The following is a 15299-nucleotide window of genomic DNA, read 5'->3' as shown; positions in this document are numbered from 1 at the left end:
AATCTCAAAAAGGGGGCAGGACATGCAGAACGAACTCGACCATCTCGCCGAACTCGCCGGCAAGGGCAGGATATCGCGCCGCGATTTCCTTGGTCGGGCAGCGGCACTTGGCGCCTCGGCCGCGCTGGCGACGACGCTGGCCGGCAAGGCCTTCGCCGCAACGCCGGTCAAGGGCGGCATCATCAGGCCGGCCTGCAGGGTGGTGAGTCGACCAACAGCCTCGATCCGGCGCTGAATCTCAGTCAGGTGACCTACAATTTCTGCAAGCAGTGGGGCGAATTCCTCGTGCGGCTGACGCCTGATGGCGGCGTCGAGAATCGGATCGCCGAGGAGATCGGCGCGTCGGACGACGCCAAGACCTGGACGATAAAGATCCGCGACGGCATCGAATTCCACAACGGCAAGACGGTCACTGCCGAAGATGTTGCTGCCACGCTCGAGCGCCACGCCGACGAGAAGTCGAAATCCGGCGCGCTCGGCGTTTTGAAGAACATCAAGACCATCAAGGCAAACGGCAAGGAAGTGGTCGTCACGCTCGGCGACGCCGACGCCGACTTCCCCTATCTGATGGCCGACTACCACCTCGTCATTCAGCCTAATGGCGGCAAGGACAACCCGAATGCCGGCATCAGCGCCGGCCCCTACAAGGTCGCCGTCAACCAGCCCGGCGTGCGCCATGGCGGCGAGCGCTTCGCCAATTACTGGCGCGGTGACAAGGCCGGCCATGCCGACCAGATCGAGATCGTCGTCATCAACGACCCGACGGCCCGGCTTGCAGCGCTGCAGGGCGGCCAGGTGCATCTGATCAACCGCGTCGAGCCGAAGGTGGTCGACCTGGTCAAGCGCATCCCGGGCGTCAGCATCGAGAACGTGTCGGGGCGCGGCTACTACCCGTTCAACATGTTCTGCGACACCGCGCCCTTCGACAACAATGATCTCAGAATGGCCCTGAAGCTCGCCATGGACCGCGAGGAGATGCTGGACAAGATCCTGCGCGGCTACGGCTCGGTCGGCAACGACTTCCCGATCAACGAGGCCTACCCGCTGTTTTCCTCCGACATCGAGCAGCGCAAGTTCGATCCGGAAAAGGCGGCCGAATTCTACAAGAAGTCCGGCCATAGCGGCTCGATCCTGCTGCGCACCTCCGATGTCGCCTTCCCGGGCGCCGTGGACGCCGCCCAGCTCTACCAGCAGAGCTGCGCCAAGGCCGGCATCAAGATAGAAATCAAGCGCGAGCCCGGCGATGGCTACTGGTCGGAAGTGTGGAACAAGCAGCCCTTCTCGCTCTCCTACTGGGGCGGGCGTCCGACGCAGGACCAGATGTATTCCACCGGCTATGTCTCGACCGCCGACTGGAACGACACGCGCTTCAAGCGGCCGGAATTCGACAAGATGCTGTTTACCGCCCGCGCCGAGCTCGATCAGGCCAAGCGCAAGGCGATCTATCGCGACATGGCGATGCTGATGCGCGACGAAGGCGGACTGATCGTGCCTTTCTTCAACCAGTTCATCGACGCTGCCAACACCAACAAGGTCGGCGGCTGGGTGAAGAACCCGAATGGCGAGATGATGGACGGCTACGCGCTCGGCGAGTGCTGGCTGAACGCCTGATATCAGGCTATCCAAAGAAGCGCCGCGTGTCCGCGCGACACGCGGCGTTTTCGTTTCGAAGAACAATCACAGGAACGTTCCGTGGCGCTTAAATCCAAACTGCTGCTCATCATCCTCGACGGCGTGCCCTACCGGAACTGGCGCCGGCTGATGGGCAATCTCGAGGGCTGGGCGCAGTCGGGCGAGGCGCAGATGTGGAAGATGCGCTCGGTGCTGCCGTCGACCTCGGCCTGCTGCTACGCCTCGATCCACACCGGGGTGACCCCGCAGGTGCACGGCATCCTTTCCAACGAGAACCGCTTTCGCGTCACGCAGCCGGATATCTTTTCGGAAGTGAGCAAGGCCGGCGGCAAGACCGGCGCCGTGACCCATTCCTACTGGTCGGAATTCTTTCGCTCGTATCCGTTCGATCTTGTCGAGGACATGGAGTTCGACGAACCGGGCGGGCCGATCACGCATGGCCGTTTCCACACCATGACCGGCTACAATCTCAAGAACCAGATGACGCCGAGCGATGTCGATCTGTTCGCGACGCTGACCATGCTGACCAAACGCCATCACATCGACTACGGCATCCTGCACACCTGCACGCTGGATTCGATGGGCCATCGCTTCGGCCATGACTGCCACGAGATGGACCATGCCTGCTACGCGATGGACGGAATGCTCGCGGCCTTCCTGCCGCAGTGGCGCCAAGCCGGCTATGAGGTGATCGTAACGGCCGACCATGGCCAGACCGACCGCGGCCACCATGGCGGCCATGACGACGAGATGCAGGATTTCGCGCTCTATTATTTCGGGCCTGCGAAGGGGCCAGAGGCCGACACGCTGCTCGACCAGTTGCAGCTTGCGCCCACGGTGCTGAGCCGGCTCGGCGTGGAAATACCCGAGACGATGAAGGCGAAAGTGTTTTTGAGGTGAAGCGCGGCCTTTTCCTTCTCCCCTTGTGGGAGAAGGTGGATCGGCGCGCAGCGCCGAGACGGATGAGGGGTGTTCCAGCGGAGTGAGACGCCGGCTTTCCCTGGAGCACCCCTCATCCGTCGCCTTCGGCGACACCTTCTCCCACAAGGGGAGAAGGGGAAATCCTGCCCCTACTGGCAACCTCCCCGCTCTTCGGTTAGCCTCCGAAAAATCCTTGGCGGAGGGTGAACCTTTTTGAACCGATCAGCGACAGAGCTTCGAGGAGCCAGGCGGCTCGACCGGCCATGAATGCGGCGACGGAAACCGATCGCGCGCTTGTAGACCGGGTCGCGAAGGGCGACCGGGCCGCCGTTCGGCTCCTGTTCATGCGTCACCACGCGCGGATCTACCGCTTCGTGGCGCGCCAGACGGGATCGGAAATGATGGCCGACGATATTGCGAACGAGGTCTTTCTCGAGCTGTGGAAGCAAGCGCCCAACTTCGAGGGCCGCTCGGAAGTTTCGACGTGGCTGCTCGGTATCGCCCGTTTCAAGGCGCTGTCTTCGCTGCGCAAGAAGAAGGAAGACTGGATCGACGACGATGACGCGGCGCAGGTTCCCGACGGCGCCGACACGCCGGAAGTGGTCACCATGAAGGAGGACAAGGCCGCTGCCTTGCGCCGTTTCGTCGATGCCTTGGCCGAGGAGCACCGCACGGTGATCGACCTTGCCTATTACCATGGCCAGTCGGTGACCGAGATCGGCGAAGTGCTCGGCATTCCGGTCGCGACCGTCAAGACGAGGATGTTCTACGCCCGCAAGAAACTCGGCGAGGCCCTGAAGGCCGCCGGTTACGACAGGGGGTGGCCATGAGCGCCGCTGAAAAGATGTCGCGCCGCGACGAGATGGAAACGCTGCTGCCGTTCTATCTGAACGGCTCGCTGGAAGGCGCCGAGCTGGAGGCCGTCGAGGAGTGGCTGGCCACCGATCCGGCGGCGCTTGCCGCCCTTGGCGAAGCCGAGGCCGAATTCTCCGGCACCGCCGCCGCCAACGAGGCGATCCGCCCGCCTGCCGACGCGCTGAGCCGTTTCACCAGGGCGCTCGACGCCGAGGCCGGACCGGTGCGCGCGCCCGCCGGCCAATCGTGGCTCGCCAAGGTTTTCGGCCGGGTGACGGCAATGCCCGCCGGCGTCGCCTGGGCGGCGGCCGCGGCGCTGCTTGCGCTGGTCGTTCTGCAGTCCTTCGAACGGCCGGGCGGCAAGGGCAACGACTTCGAGGTGGCCGGCGCCCAGGACGATCTTGCAAAGCTGCCCTTCGCACTGGTGAAGTTCAAGCCGGATGCGAAGATGGCCGATATCGCCGCCTTTCTCGGCCAGAACGGCTTGAAGATCGCCGGCGGCCCGACCGCGGACGGCGTGTTCCACCTGACGATCCCGGCCAACACGGCAGCCGATTACGACAGGCTCGTCGGCCTTATTGCCGCCCAGCCCTTCGCGGATGCTGTGGTGCAGGGAAGGAAACCGGCCGATGGCGGCTAAGGCAATTCCAGGAAAAGTGCGCCGCGGTTTTCCGCCCGGAATTGCGTCGGGGCCGAGTGCCATTTTTCGTGCGGTGATCCTCACGGCGACTTTTGTCGCCGCGCCTGCATTCGCGCAGACCAACGATCCCAGCCTGACACAGAAACGGCTCGATTGCCTGAATCGCAAGACGGGGGCCGGCGGCGGCTGCGACACGGACGGCGGCGCCAAGAACGGCGTCGGGACGTCGGGCGCGGCCACGGGTGGCGCGGTGTTCCTGCCGGCGCTGATCGTCGATCTCTTTCCGAACCCGCCGGTGCCCGCCGGCCCGCAAACGCCTACAACGTCCAACGGAACATCGCCGTCGAACAGCTCCAACAACACGCCGCCACCCGCTCCGGCGCCGAGCGGACCCGTCACGGCGCCTAAGGATCTCAACCTGGCCGAACCGCCGCGCGCCATCGCCGGCGAATTCGTGCCCGACGAAGTGCTGGTGACGGTGACCGGCGATGCCGGCGTGGTCCAACAGGTCGCCAATTCCTTCGGCCTGCAGGTGCGCTCGCAGCGCCAGTCGCGGCTGCTCGGCACCACCCTGGTGCGCTTCGGCATCACCGACGGGCGGCCGGTCGGCGTGGTGCTTGCGCAGCTTGCCGCCGACGGCCGCACGCAGCGGCGCGAGCCGAACCATATCTACACACTGCAGCAGGCGGCGGGCATCGTGAACTATGCCTTCGACCGCATCGCGCTCGATGCAAGCCAAGCAAGCGGCGAAAATGTGCGTGTCGCCGTCATCGACACCGGCATCGACGACACCAATCCGGCGCTGAAAGGCGTGATTGCCGACCAGTATGATGCGATGCCCAATGTGCCGATCGAGAAGCGCGACCACGGCACCTCTGTCGACGGGCTGATCGCCGGGGTCGGTCCGCTGGAAGGCATGGCGCCCGGCGCCAAGATCTATCATGCGCGCGCCTTTGAAGGCGGCAAGTCGACCATGGACGTCATCCTGTCGGCGCTCGACTGGGCGGCCGAGCAGAATGTGCGCATCATCAATATGAGCTTCGTCGGGCCGAAGAACGACCTGCTCGGCACCGCCTGCCGCAATGCGCGGGCGATGGGCATGGTGCTGGTGGCGGCGGCCGGCAACAATGGACCAAAGGCGCCCTATGGCTATCCGGCCGCCTTTGACGGCGTGATCGCGGTGACAGCCACCGACGCCAAGGACGGGCTGATGCCGCAGGCCAATCGCGGTCCTTACGTCTTCATCTCGGCGCCGGGCGTCGAGATGGTAGCGCCGAGCGGCGCCGGGTCAGATGTGGTGACCGGCACCTCCTTCGCCGCCGCGATCGTGTCCGGCGCTATCGCCAACCTGATCCGTGCCGCGCCGGGCCGAACGGCCGACGAGATCGAGAAAGCGCTTGCCGCCACAGCCAAGGATCTTGGCCCGAAGGGGCGGGACAATGATTTCGGCTATGGGTTGGTCGATATCAAGGCGGCTGGAGCGGCGAAGGAGTAGTCCCTCATACTCGCGATGCTGGCGGGACAGCAGCCCCCTCTGGCCTGCCAGCCGTCTATCAGCGGTTTCAGCGCCGGCCCAACTTCTTCAACGTCGATGATTGGCGAAGGCGGCGGCGACGTCCCCCTTGCGGGGGAGATGTCCGGCAGGACAGAGGGGGTGTGAAGAACTCGGCACGTCTCATCTGTCGGAACACGATCCCTACGAGCGTCTCGTCGATTCCCGTCATTGCGGTGACCGCCGCCGACCAATTGCCGTTGCCATGGTAATTGAGAATGGACCTCAAGCGGCCACTTAAAGAGCCGGACCTAGCCGGACAGGGCTTCCATCATAGAAGCGCGGCAACCGGAAGCGGCTGAGATCGTGGCCGGTGTCGTTTCCCTGGATCATGTCGGAGACGACGCGGCCAATGCCAGGCCCGATGCCGAACCCATGGCCGCTCATTCCCGTCGCGACGAAAAGGCCGCCGACTGTCCGCACCTGATCCACGACGGGGACGACGTCCGGCATGGCGTCGATCATGCCGCCCCAGCCGGCCTTCAGGCGAACCGCTTCGAACTGTGGAAAAAGCTGTTTGAAATTGCGCTCGATCGAACGAAGCTTTGCCGGCTCAGCGGCTGGATTGAGCACCCGCATTCTCTCGAAAGGACTCTCTGAATCCGGCGCCCAATCGCGCGGCGTCGACCAGCCATCCGGGTAGCCTGACGGAGCGAACGGGGAATAGCGCGTTCCGAACGGATTGTCCCTGAGGGCGGGAATATATTTGGTGGCGTGCCGGAATGCGTCAGGCCCCAGATACAGCAAGTGGCTGCCGCCTGCGGCGAGCGTGTATCCGCCATCCTGTCTGCGCCGGAAAGCGATATGGTCGTCGGCCGCCGCACCTGCATAGATTTCAGGCAGGGGCTCCGTTGCGGCCACGGTGACCCTGACGCTGAGCTGGGGGATGGATACGCCGTGTCTCGCCAAGAACAGGGAAGACCAGGCGCCGCCCGCGACCAGCACGGTGGAAGTCTCGATATATCCCGCCTCGGTCCACACGCCCTTGATCTTGCCGGCGGCGATTTCGAGGGTCCGGGCGGCGCAGTTCTCCACGATCTTGGCGCCCTTTCGCACGGCAAGCCTGGCAAGCGCCGGCACCGCCAACCACGGTTCCGCGCGCATATCGGAGGGCGTCGTCATCGCGCCCTTGAATCGGCGCGACATGCCGTTGATGAGTTTTGCGGTCTCGTCGGCGTCCAGGAGGCGCGTGTCGAGCTTATGGATCGCGGCGATCCTCATGAATTCTTCGAACTTGGCCATGTCCTTGTCGGCGTTCGCGAGGTAGGTCACGCCCGTCTGGTTCAGCCCGATGTCTTCGCCACACTCATCGGCCAGTTGCCGCCACAGGCGAGAAGCCTCGATGACGATCGGCAGCTCATCCGCGTCTCGTCCCTGCTTTCTGATCCATCCCCAGTTTCGGGAGGATTGTTCGGCCGCAACGCGGCCTTTTTCCAGCAGCGTCACCGGGATGTTCCGGGAGGCAAGGAAGAGGGCCGTCGTTACGCCGATAATGCCGCCACCAACGATCACCACCTGCGACGTCTTCGGCGGCGGCCCAGGGTATTGGATCGGATCCGCTTCGGTAAACGGGAATGTGGGCAAATGGCGCACTCTGAAGGACCGGTTGACGGTTCTGGCTTACCGGTTGTCCCCGCCCAGCATCAGGAGCAGTCAAAGGCGGACCGTTGTCCCACGAGGTAAAGGATGCGCCCGGAAGGAGCCATCGGCAAAGCTGTTGGATGTTGACCTATGCCGGCGCACCTGCCACCGACCCCCTGACCACCAGATCGACCGGCCAGACCTCACCGCGAGCCCCCTCTTCCAACCCCGATATCCGCGCCGCCAGACGCTCCGCCACACGGGCGCCGGCGAGCCGGATCGAGGAGCGCGTCGTCGACAGCGGCACCGGGAAATTCTCCGGCCGCAGCCAGGGGAAGACGTCGTCATGGGCGACCAGTGAGAGGTCGCCAGGGATCGTCCGGCCAAGATCGCGCACGGCGCGCACGACACCCAGCGCCATGATCAGGCTGGAGCAGACGATCGCCGTCGGCGGCTCAGCCTCCTCGAGCAGGCGGCGGGCGGCGCGGTAGCCGTTCTCCTCGGTCATGGTCACCGAGCGGATATGGCGCTCGCCGAGCGTCAGTCCGCTCGCGGCGAGCGCGCGGCGCACGCCGCGCTCGCGGTGGATGGCGAAGGTCTCGCGGTCGTTGCCGTTGATCAGCGCCAGGCGCTTGTGGCCGAGCTGGACCAGCAGGCGCGCCGCTTCATGGAAGGCGCCCTCATTGTCGATGTCGAGATAGGGATAGTCGAAGTCGAACCCCTCGCTGCGGCCGTGGACAATGAAGGGAATGCCCAGCGTGTTGACCAGCGCCAGCCGCTTGTCGGCAGGACGCGGTGAGGAGATGTAGACGGCGTCGACCTGGCGGTTGGCGACGATGCGCCGGTAGGTCGTCTCCTCGTCGTCGGCATCGGCGGGCGAAAGCACGAGGTCGAGCTCATGCGCGCGGGCATAGTCGCCGAGGCCGGAGAGGAATTCAACGAAGTGCGGATCGATGTCGACGGCAGCCCCCGTCGGCAGCACATAGCCGATCATTCCCGACTTGCCGGTGGCGAGCCGGCGCGCGCTGGGGTTCGGCCGGTAGCCATGGCGCTTGGCGGCATCCATCACCCGGCGCCGGGTTTCCTCATTGACCTCGGGATAGCCGTTCAGCGCCCGGCTCACCGTGGTCTGCGAGAGCGACAGCATATGCGAGAGTTGCTTGAGGTTCATCGGAGGCCTCCAGCCTCAAAGCGCTTTCAAATTTGAATCGATCCGATGATTGTTGGCAAGGCCGCCAAGCACAACTTGACTTTAGAGGCCTGCCGGCGCCGGTTGAAGCAAAATTGCTGCTGCAGCGCCAAAAAAGTATGCTGCAGTGCACTTTCCGCTCCCGATTCCGGGAGATTTAAATCGATTAATGAACGCACCTACTTGACTTCCCGGCCATTCAGTGGCGAGATCAAAATAGCCAAAGCGCTTTGGAAGTCTCTTCGAAAGGTTGCGGTTGCCCTTTCGCTGAGTCACAGTTCCGCGGGCGTCGGCGGACGAGATGGAGGTCTCGTCCTGTTTGTGACCACTGGGAGGACTTGCGATGAAGAAAATGCTTCTCTTGGGTGCGGCGGTCGCGGCACTCACCCTTAGCCTGCCGGCGCAAGCCGAACTGAAGTTCAAGCCGGGCGAGGATTCGAAATTTCACTGGGCGAACTACGACGACCTCAAGAAGGTCGACCTCAAGGGCGAGACGTTGACGATCTTCGGACCGTGGCGCGGCGAGGACGAGACGCTGGTGCGCTCGGTTCTCGACTATTTCGCGGAGGCCACAGGCGCGGACGTCAAATACTCCTCATCGGAGAATTACGAGCAGCAGATCGTCATCGACACCCAGGCCGGCAGCCCGCCCAACATCGCCATCCTGCCGCAGCCCGGCCTCATCCAGGATCTTGCTTCCAAGGGCGTGCTCACCCCGCTTGGCGACGACGTCGCGGCCTGGATCAAGGAAAACTACGCCGCCGGCGACTCCTGGGCCAAGCTTGGCACCTATAATGGCAAGGACGGCAAGCCGGGTTTCTACGCCTTTCCCTACAAGATCGATGTGAAGGGGCTGGTCTGGTACTCGCCCGACAATTTCGACGAGGCCGGCTACAAGGTGCCCAAGACCCAGGAAGAGCTCGCCGATCTCGAAAAGAAGATCATCGCCGACGGCGGCAAGCCCTGGTGCATCGGGCTTGGTTCCGGCGGCGCCACCGGCTGGCCGGCGACCGACTGGGTCGAGGACATCATGCTCCGCACCCAGCCGCCGGAGGTCTACGACAAGTGGGTGAAGAACGAGATCCCGTTCACCGATCCGGCCGTGGTCAACGCCATCGAGATCTTTGGCAAGATCGCCACCGACGACAAGATGGTGGACGGCGGCGCCAAGGCGGTCGCGGCGACCGACTTCCGCGACAGCCCGAAAGGTCTCTTCACCGTGCCGCCCAAGTGCTACATGCACCATCAGGCATCGTTCATTCCCTCCTTCTTCCCGGAAAACGTGAAGCTCGGCCAGGATGCCGACTTCTTCCCCTATCCGCCTTACGCCTCCAAGCCTGATCTCGGCACGCCGCTGGAAGTCGCCGGGACGCTGGTGATGATCACCAAAGATTCCAAGGCCTCGCGCGAGTTCATCAAGTTCCTCGAAATGCCGCTCGCGCATGAATTGTGGATGGCGCAGAAGAGCTTCGTCACCCCCTTCAAGGCGGCCAACAAAGAGGCCTATGGCAGCGAAGCGCTGAAGAAGCAGGGCGAGATCCTGGTCGGCGCGACGACGGTGCGGTTCGACGGCTCCGATTTGATGCCCGGCAAGATCGGCGCGGGCTCGTTCTGGACCGGCATGGTCGACCTGGTCGGCGGCAAGTCCGCGCAGGACGTCGCCGCCGACATCCAGAAAAGCTGGGATGGCATCAAGTAAGCGTCCTGAAATCCTCCTCATTCTCCATTTGGATCCGGGCCACGGCCCGGGTCCGACCGGCGGCCACGCCGGAAGCCTTCGCGTTTCGATTGTTCCGAATAACCGAAAGTCGGTGCATCCGATCGCCAGCCCCGGCTGGCCGGTCATGCGCAGGGAGAGGGACCCATGGCGGCTCAGATTTTCTCGGCCATATTCGTCATCATCGTCGGCGTCGGCGGCTGTGTCGCCTATTTCTGGGGCGCCAACAGACTGCTCGACCTCATCTTCCCTTCACGCGGGGTATCCGGCGCCACCGCCATCAACAATCTGCGCCGGCAGGGATATGTGCGGCCGTGGCTGTTCGTCGGCCCGGCGCTGATCATCCTCGCCGTCTACCTGATCTACCCGGTGATCGCGACGCTGTGGCTCTCCTTCTTCGACCGTGGCGGCACCAATTTCGTCGGGCTCGCCAATTATGAATGGGCGGCCGGCGATCACGATCTGCGCAACTCGATCTTCAACAACATATTATGGCTGGCCGTGGTGCCAGCCGCCTGCACCTTCCTCGGCCTGATCATCGCCGTGCTCACCGACAAGATCTGGTGGGGCACCATCGCCAAGAGCCTGATCTTCCTGCCGCTGGCGATTTCCTTCGTCGGCGCCAGCGTGATCTGGAAATTCATCTACGAGTATCGTGGCGAGGGCCAGGTGCAGATCGGCCTGCTCAACGCCATCATCCAGTATTTCGGCGGCCAGCCGCAGGTCTGGATATCGCTGCCGTTCTGGAACAATTTCTTCCTGATGGTGATCCTGATCTGGATCCAGACCGGCTTTGCCATGGTGATCCTGTCGTCGGCGCTGCGCGGCATTCCGGAGGAGACGCTCGAAGCAGCGGTGATCGACGGCGCCAACCCCTTCCAGATCTTCTGGAAGATCATGGTGCCGCAGATCTGGGGCACGATCGCGGTGGTCTGGACCACCATCACCATCCTGGTGCTGAAAGTGTTCGACATCGTGCTGACCATGACCAACGGCCAGTGGAATACTCAGGTGCTCGCCAATCTGATGTTCGACTGGATGTTCCGCGGCGGCGGCGATTTCGGCCGCGGCGCGACCATTGCCATCATCATCATGATCGCCGTCATTCCGATCATGGTCTGGAACATCCGCCAGGCCAACAAAGAGACGGGAGGGCACTGAGGTGGCGACCAAGACCGGAAAGTCCTTTCTCGGCCGCTTCGGCGTCCATATCGCCGTGCTCGTCTTCGTGGCGATCTGGACCATCCCCACTCTCGGCATCCTCGTCTCGTCGCTGCGCGACAAGGACCAGATCGTCGCGTCGGGCTGGTGGAACGCCTTCGCCAGTTCCAGCCAGAGCGAGGCGGGACGGTTGCCGGGGGCGTCGGCGCAAACCCAGAAGGACGGCAAATACGTCATTGAGGGCAACATCTTCGGCGACGGTCCCAAGCGCGAGATCAGCGCCTTCGGCGTAAAATCTTCCGCGCCGACGCAGTACAAGGCCGGATCGGTCGCCGACCTCAATGATGGCGTCACCCTGCAGATGAACGCCGACGGCGGCTTCGTGCTGTCTTCACCGAAAGCCTTCGAGGGCGACCGCGGCCAGCGCGTCTATTTCGCCTCGTCGGCGCCGCCGAAATTCACCCCCGAGAACTACAGAACCGTGCTGTTTTCGGAAGGCATCGGCCGCTCCTTCATGAACTCGCTGACGGTGACCATTCCGGCGACCGTGATCCCGATCCTGATCGCCGCCTTCGCGGCCTACGCATTGGCCTGGATGCGCTTTCCCGGCCGGGCGCTGCTGATCGCGGTCATCATCGGCCTTCTGGTGGTGCCGCTGCAGATGTCGCTGATCCCGCTGCTCAGGCTCTATAACGGCGTCGGCACCTTCTTCGGCGTGCCCTCCAAGACCTATCTCGGCATCTGGCTGGCGCATACCGGCTTCGGCCTGCCCTTCGCCATCTACCTGCTCCGGAGCTACATCGCCGGCCTGCCGCGCGAGATCATGGAATCGGCGCGCATCGACGGCGCCAGCGACTTCGAGATCTTCGTCAAGATCGTGCTGCCGCTGTCCTTCCCGGTACTTGCCTCCTTCGCCATCTTCCAGTTCCTGTGGGTATGGAACGATCTCCTGGTGGCGATGGTTTTCCTCGGCACGGCGCCCGATCAGATCGTGCTGACGGCCAAGCTCAACGCGCTGCTCGGCTCGCGGGGCGGCAACTGGGAGATCCTGACGACATCGGCGTTCATCACCATCATCGTGCCGCTGATCGTGTTCTTCTCGCTGCAGCGCTATTTCGTCCGCGGGCTGCTTGCCGGCTCCGTGAAAGGAGGTTGAAGGTATGCAATCGGCTTTGAAGGCGACCTCGAGACCAGACCCCGCCCCAGACCCCGCCATCGACCGCGACTGGTGGCGGGGCGCGGTGATCTACCAGATCTATCCGCGCTCTTATCAGGACTCCAACGACGACGGCATCGGCGACCTGAAGGGTATCGTTCAGCGCCTGCCCTACGTCGCTTCGCTCGGCGTCGACGCCATCTGGATCTCGCCCTTCTTCAAGTCGCCGATGAAGGATTTCGGCTACGACGTGTCGGATTATTGCGATGTCGACCCGATGTTCGGCACGCTCGCCGATTTCGACGCGCTGGTGACGGAAGCCCATCGCCTGGGCCTCAAGGTGATGATCGACGAAGTACTGTCGCACACCGCCGACGTCCACCCCTGGTTCAAGGAAAGCCGTTCCAGCCGCAACAATGCGAAAGCCGACTGGTATGTGTGGGCCGACGCCAAGCCCGACGGCACGCCGCCCAACAATTGGCTGTCGATCTTCGGCGGCTCGGCCTGGCAATGGGACACCAGCCGCCAGCAATATTACATGCACAATTTCCTGGCCGAACAGCCCGACCTCAACTTCCACAACAAGGAAGTGCAGGATGCGTTGCTCGACATTACCCGCTTCTGGCTGGAGCGCGGCGTCGACGGCTTCCGCCTCGATACGATCAATTTCTACTTCCACAGCCAGGGGCTGGAGGACAATCCGCCGCTGCCGCCGGAACAGCGCAACGACCAGACGGCGCCGGCGGTCAACCCCTACAACTACCAGGACCATCTCTACGACAAGAGCCGGCCGGAGAATCTCGGCTTCCTCGAACGCTTCCGCGCGCTGCTCGACGAATATCCGGCGCAGGCCGCCGTCGGCGAGGTGGGCGACTCCCAGCGCGGTCTCGAGGTGGTCGCCGCTTACACCGCCGACGGCAAGCGCGTGCATATGTGCTATTCCTTCGATTTCCTGGCGCCCGAGAAGATCAGCGCGGCGAAAGTGCGCGCGGTGCTGGAAGCCTTCGGCCGGGTCGCCAGCGACGGCTGGTCGTGCTGGGCCTTCTCCAACCATGATGTGATGCGGGTCGCTTCGCGTTGGGCCGCCAACGAGGCCGATCCGATCGCCTATCTGAAGGTGATCTCGGCGCTTCTGATGTCGCTGCGCGGCTCTGTCTGCATCTATCAGGGCGAGGAGCTCGGCCTTGGCGAAGCGGAACTGACGTTCGAGGACCTGCAGGACCCCTACGGCATCCGCTTCTGGCCGGAGTTCAAGGGTCGTGACGGTTGCCGCACGCCGATGGTGTGGGAGGCCGCGGCCAAGAATGGCGGCTTCTCGGCCGCAAAACCCTGGCTGCCGGTGCCAGGTCAGCACCTGTCGCAGGCCGTCAACGTGCAGCAGGGCGATCCAAGCTCGCTGCTTGAGCACTATCGCCGCTTCCTCGCCTTCCGGCGGCAGCATCCGGCGCTGGCCAAGGGCGACATCGACTTTATCGAAAGCCATGGCGACACCGTCGCCTTCACCCGCCGCGAGGGCAATGAGCGGATCGTCTGCGCCTTCAACCTCGGCAGCAAGCCCGCCGAGGTCGATCTCGGCAAAGGCGCGCTGCAAGCCTTGCCCGGGCATGGCTTTTCGGGACAGACTGGCAGCGGGCCGGTCCGCCTCGGCGGTTACGGCGCCTGGTTCGGACGCATCGACTGAACTTGCAGACAGAGATTAACGGGAGGAGAGAACCATGGCCGATGTCACGCTCAACCAGGTGAAGAAATCATACGGCAACCTCAACATTCTCCACGGCATCGACCTCGACATCAAATCGGGCGAGTTCATCGTCTTCGTCGGACCGTCGGGTTGCGGCAAGTCGACCTTGCTGAGGTCGATCGCCGGCCTTGAGGAGATCACCTCAGGCGAGCTGAAGATCGACGGCGAGGTGGTGAACGACGTGCCGCCATCGAAGCGGGGCATCGCCATGGTGTTCCAGTCCTACGCGCTCTATCCGCACATGACCGTTTACGACAACATGGCCTTCTCGATGAAGATCGGCAAGGAAAGCAAGGCCGAGATCGACAAGCGTGTGCGCCAGGCGGCGGAGATCCTGCAGCTGACCAAATATCTCGACCGCCTCCCCAAGGCGATGTCGGGCGGCCAGCGCCAGCGCGTCGCCATCGGCCGCGCCATCGTGCGCAACCCGAAAGTGTTCCTGTTCGACGAACCGCTGTCGAATCTCGACGCCGCCCTTCGCGTCGCCACCCGCATCGAGATCGCCAAGCTCAAGGAGCAGATGCCGAACACGACGATGATCTACGTCACGCACGATCAGGTCGAGGCGATGACGCTGGCGGACCGCATCGTCGTGCTGAAGGAAGGCCGGGTCGAGCAGGTGGGCACGCCGATGGAGCTCTACAAGCGCCCGGGCAATCTGTTCGTCGCCCAGTTCATCGGCTCGCCGGCGATGAACATATTGCCGGCAAAGATCGAGAAGGCCGGCAATCCGACCGTGGTCAGCCATGTCGGCGATCGCAAGGCGACGGTGCCGATCGCAACGCCCGTGTCGGCGAATGGCGCGGCGGTCAGCTTCGGCGTGCGGCCGGAGGATCTCGCGATCGCGACCGGCGCCGACTATCTGTTCGAAGGCAAGGTCAATTATATCGAGCAGCTCGGCGAGGTTCAGCTCGTCTATGTCGATATCGGCCGCGCCGACCTGCCGCTGGTGGCCAAGCTGCCGGGTAATGTCGAGGTCAGGCGCGGCGAGACGCTGCGGCTCAACGCCAGCGCCGGCGACCTGCATATCTTCGACGCCGACGGCCATTCCTTCACGCTCCACCGCGAGGAGGCCAAGGCGGCCTGAGGTCGATCGGGAGGCTGGCTTTCCCGATAAACAAGAGAGCGGCGGGGCAAGCCCCCCGCGGGTTTTT

11 protein-coding genes and 1 pseudogene are annotated in these 15299 nt (G+C 63.7%); 10 read left to right on the top strand and 2 right to left on the bottom strand.

The features are described 5' to 3' along the window. Positions 1-22: 22 nt before the first annotated feature. The 5 genes and pseudogenes from P9273_RS00260 to P9273_RS00240 all read left to right on the top strand — a co-directional run bounded on the left by P9273_RS00260 (position 23) and on the right by P9273_RS00240 (position 5543). Positions 23-1611 (top strand): annotated as a pseudogene (locus P9273_RS00260) (ABC transporter substrate-binding protein). Positions 1612-1692: 81 nt separating this feature from the next. Further along, positions 1693-2532, top strand: a complete 840-nt coding sequence (locus P9273_RS00255) for an alkaline phosphatase family protein (RefSeq protein WP_278047115.1) — start codon at positions 1693-1695, stop codon at positions 2530-2532. Between the two features lie 284 nt (positions 2533-2816). Beyond that, complete coding sequence (locus P9273_RS00250) at positions 2817-3383, top strand: sigma-70 family RNA polymerase sigma factor (protein ID WP_041000305.1); 567 nt, start codon at positions 2817-2819, stop codon at positions 3381-3383. After that, positions 3380-4048: an anti-sigma factor gene (locus P9273_RS00245; RefSeq protein WP_278047114.1), complete on the top strand. Its 669-nt coding sequence runs from the start codon at positions 3380-3382 to the stop codon at positions 4046-4048. Before P9273_RS00250 ends, P9273_RS00245 begins: the two co-directional genes overlap by 4 nt. Then, a complete protein-coding gene (locus tag P9273_RS00240; RefSeq protein WP_278047113.1) occupies positions 4038-5543 on the top strand; it encodes a S8 family serine peptidase in 1506 nt (501 codons plus the stop codon). The genes P9273_RS00245 and P9273_RS00240 overlap by 11 nt, the downstream gene beginning before the upstream one ends. Before the next feature lie 294 nt (positions 5544-5837). Here the strand turns inward: P9273_RS00240 and P9273_RS00235 are convergent, their stop codons facing one another. Next, positions 5838-7184, bottom strand: a complete 1347-nt coding sequence (locus P9273_RS00235) for an NAD(P)/FAD-dependent oxidoreductase (protein ID WP_278047769.1) — start codon at positions 7182-7184, stop codon at positions 5838-5840. Between the two features lie 145 nt (positions 7185-7329). After that, positions 7330-8352 carry a substrate-binding domain-containing protein gene (locus P9273_RS00230; protein WP_041000311.1) on the bottom strand — a complete coding sequence of 341 codons (1023 nt, stop codon included), beginning with the start codon at positions 8350-8352 and terminating at the stop codon, positions 7330-7332. Positions 8353-8713: 361 nt separating this feature from the next. Between P9273_RS00230 and P9273_RS00225 the strand changes: the two genes are divergently transcribed. The 5 genes from P9273_RS00225 to P9273_RS00205 all read left to right on the top strand — a co-directional run bounded on the left by P9273_RS00225 (position 8714) and on the right by P9273_RS00205 (position 15232). Continuing rightward, positions 8714-10069, top strand: coding sequence for an ABC transporter substrate-binding protein (locus P9273_RS00225; RefSeq protein WP_278047112.1), 1356 nt, complete (start codon positions 8714-8716; stop codon positions 10067-10069). A gap of 165 nt (positions 10070-10234) precedes the next feature. Then, positions 10235-11248, top strand: coding sequence for a carbohydrate ABC transporter permease (locus tag P9273_RS00220; protein WP_278047111.1), 1014 nt, complete (start codon positions 10235-10237; stop codon positions 11246-11248). 1 nt (position 11249) lies between these two features. After that, a complete protein-coding gene (locus P9273_RS00215; protein WP_278047110.1) occupies positions 11250-12404 on the top strand; it encodes a carbohydrate ABC transporter permease in 1155 nt (384 codons plus the stop codon). Positions 12405-12408: 4 nt separating this feature from the next. Next, positions 12409-14085 (top strand): beta-galactosidase BglA, encoded by a 1677-nt coding sequence (bglA, locus tag P9273_RS00210; protein ID WP_278047109.1) that lies wholly within the window; start codon positions 12409-12411, stop codon positions 14083-14085. Positions 14086-14119: 34 nt separating this feature from the next. Continuing rightward, positions 14120-15232, top strand: a complete 1113-nt coding sequence (locus P9273_RS00205; protein WP_278047108.1) for an ABC transporter ATP-binding protein — start codon at positions 14120-14122, stop codon at positions 15230-15232. The last annotated feature ends 67 nt before the right edge of the window (positions 15233-15299 follow it).

Origin of the sequence: Mesorhizobium sp. WSM4935, from assembly GCF_029625735.1 — a bacterium.
Classification (GTDB): domain Bacteria; phylum Pseudomonadota; class Alphaproteobacteria; order Rhizobiales; family Rhizobiaceae; genus Mesorhizobium.
This window is presented reverse-complemented; position numbering and strand designations above follow the sequence as displayed.

Excerpts from the sequence above, each read along its gene's own strand:
- P9273_RS00245 (WP_278047114.1), top strand. The coding sequence starts at position 3,380 with ATGAGCGCCGCTGAAAAGATGTCGCGCCGCGACGAGATGGAAACGCTG.
- P9273_RS00205 (WP_278047108.1), top strand. The coding sequence starts at position 14,120 with ATGGCCGATGTCACGCTCAACCAGGTGAAGAAATCATACGGCAACCTC.
- P9273_RS00230 (WP_041000311.1), bottom strand. The coding sequence starts at position 8,352 with ATGAACCTCAAGCAACTCTCGCATATGCTGTCGCTCTCGCAGACCACG.
- P9273_RS00220 (WP_278047111.1), top strand. The coding sequence starts at position 10,235 with ATGGCGGCTCAGATTTTCTCGGCCATATTCGTCATCATCGTCGGCGTC.
- P9273_RS00225 (WP_278047112.1), top strand. The coding sequence starts at position 8,714 with ATGAAGAAAATGCTTCTCTTGGGTGCGGCGGTCGCGGCACTCACCCTT.
- P9273_RS00250 (WP_041000305.1), top strand. The coding sequence starts at position 2,817 with ATGAATGCGGCGACGGAAACCGATCGCGCGCTTGTAGACCGGGTCGCG.
- P9273_RS00240 (WP_278047113.1), top strand. The coding sequence starts at position 4,038 with ATGGCGGCTAAGGCAATTCCAGGAAAAGTGCGCCGCGGTTTTCCGCCC.
- bglA (WP_278047109.1), top strand. The coding sequence starts at position 12,409 with ATGCAATCGGCTTTGAAGGCGACCTCGAGACCAGACCCCGCCCCAGAC.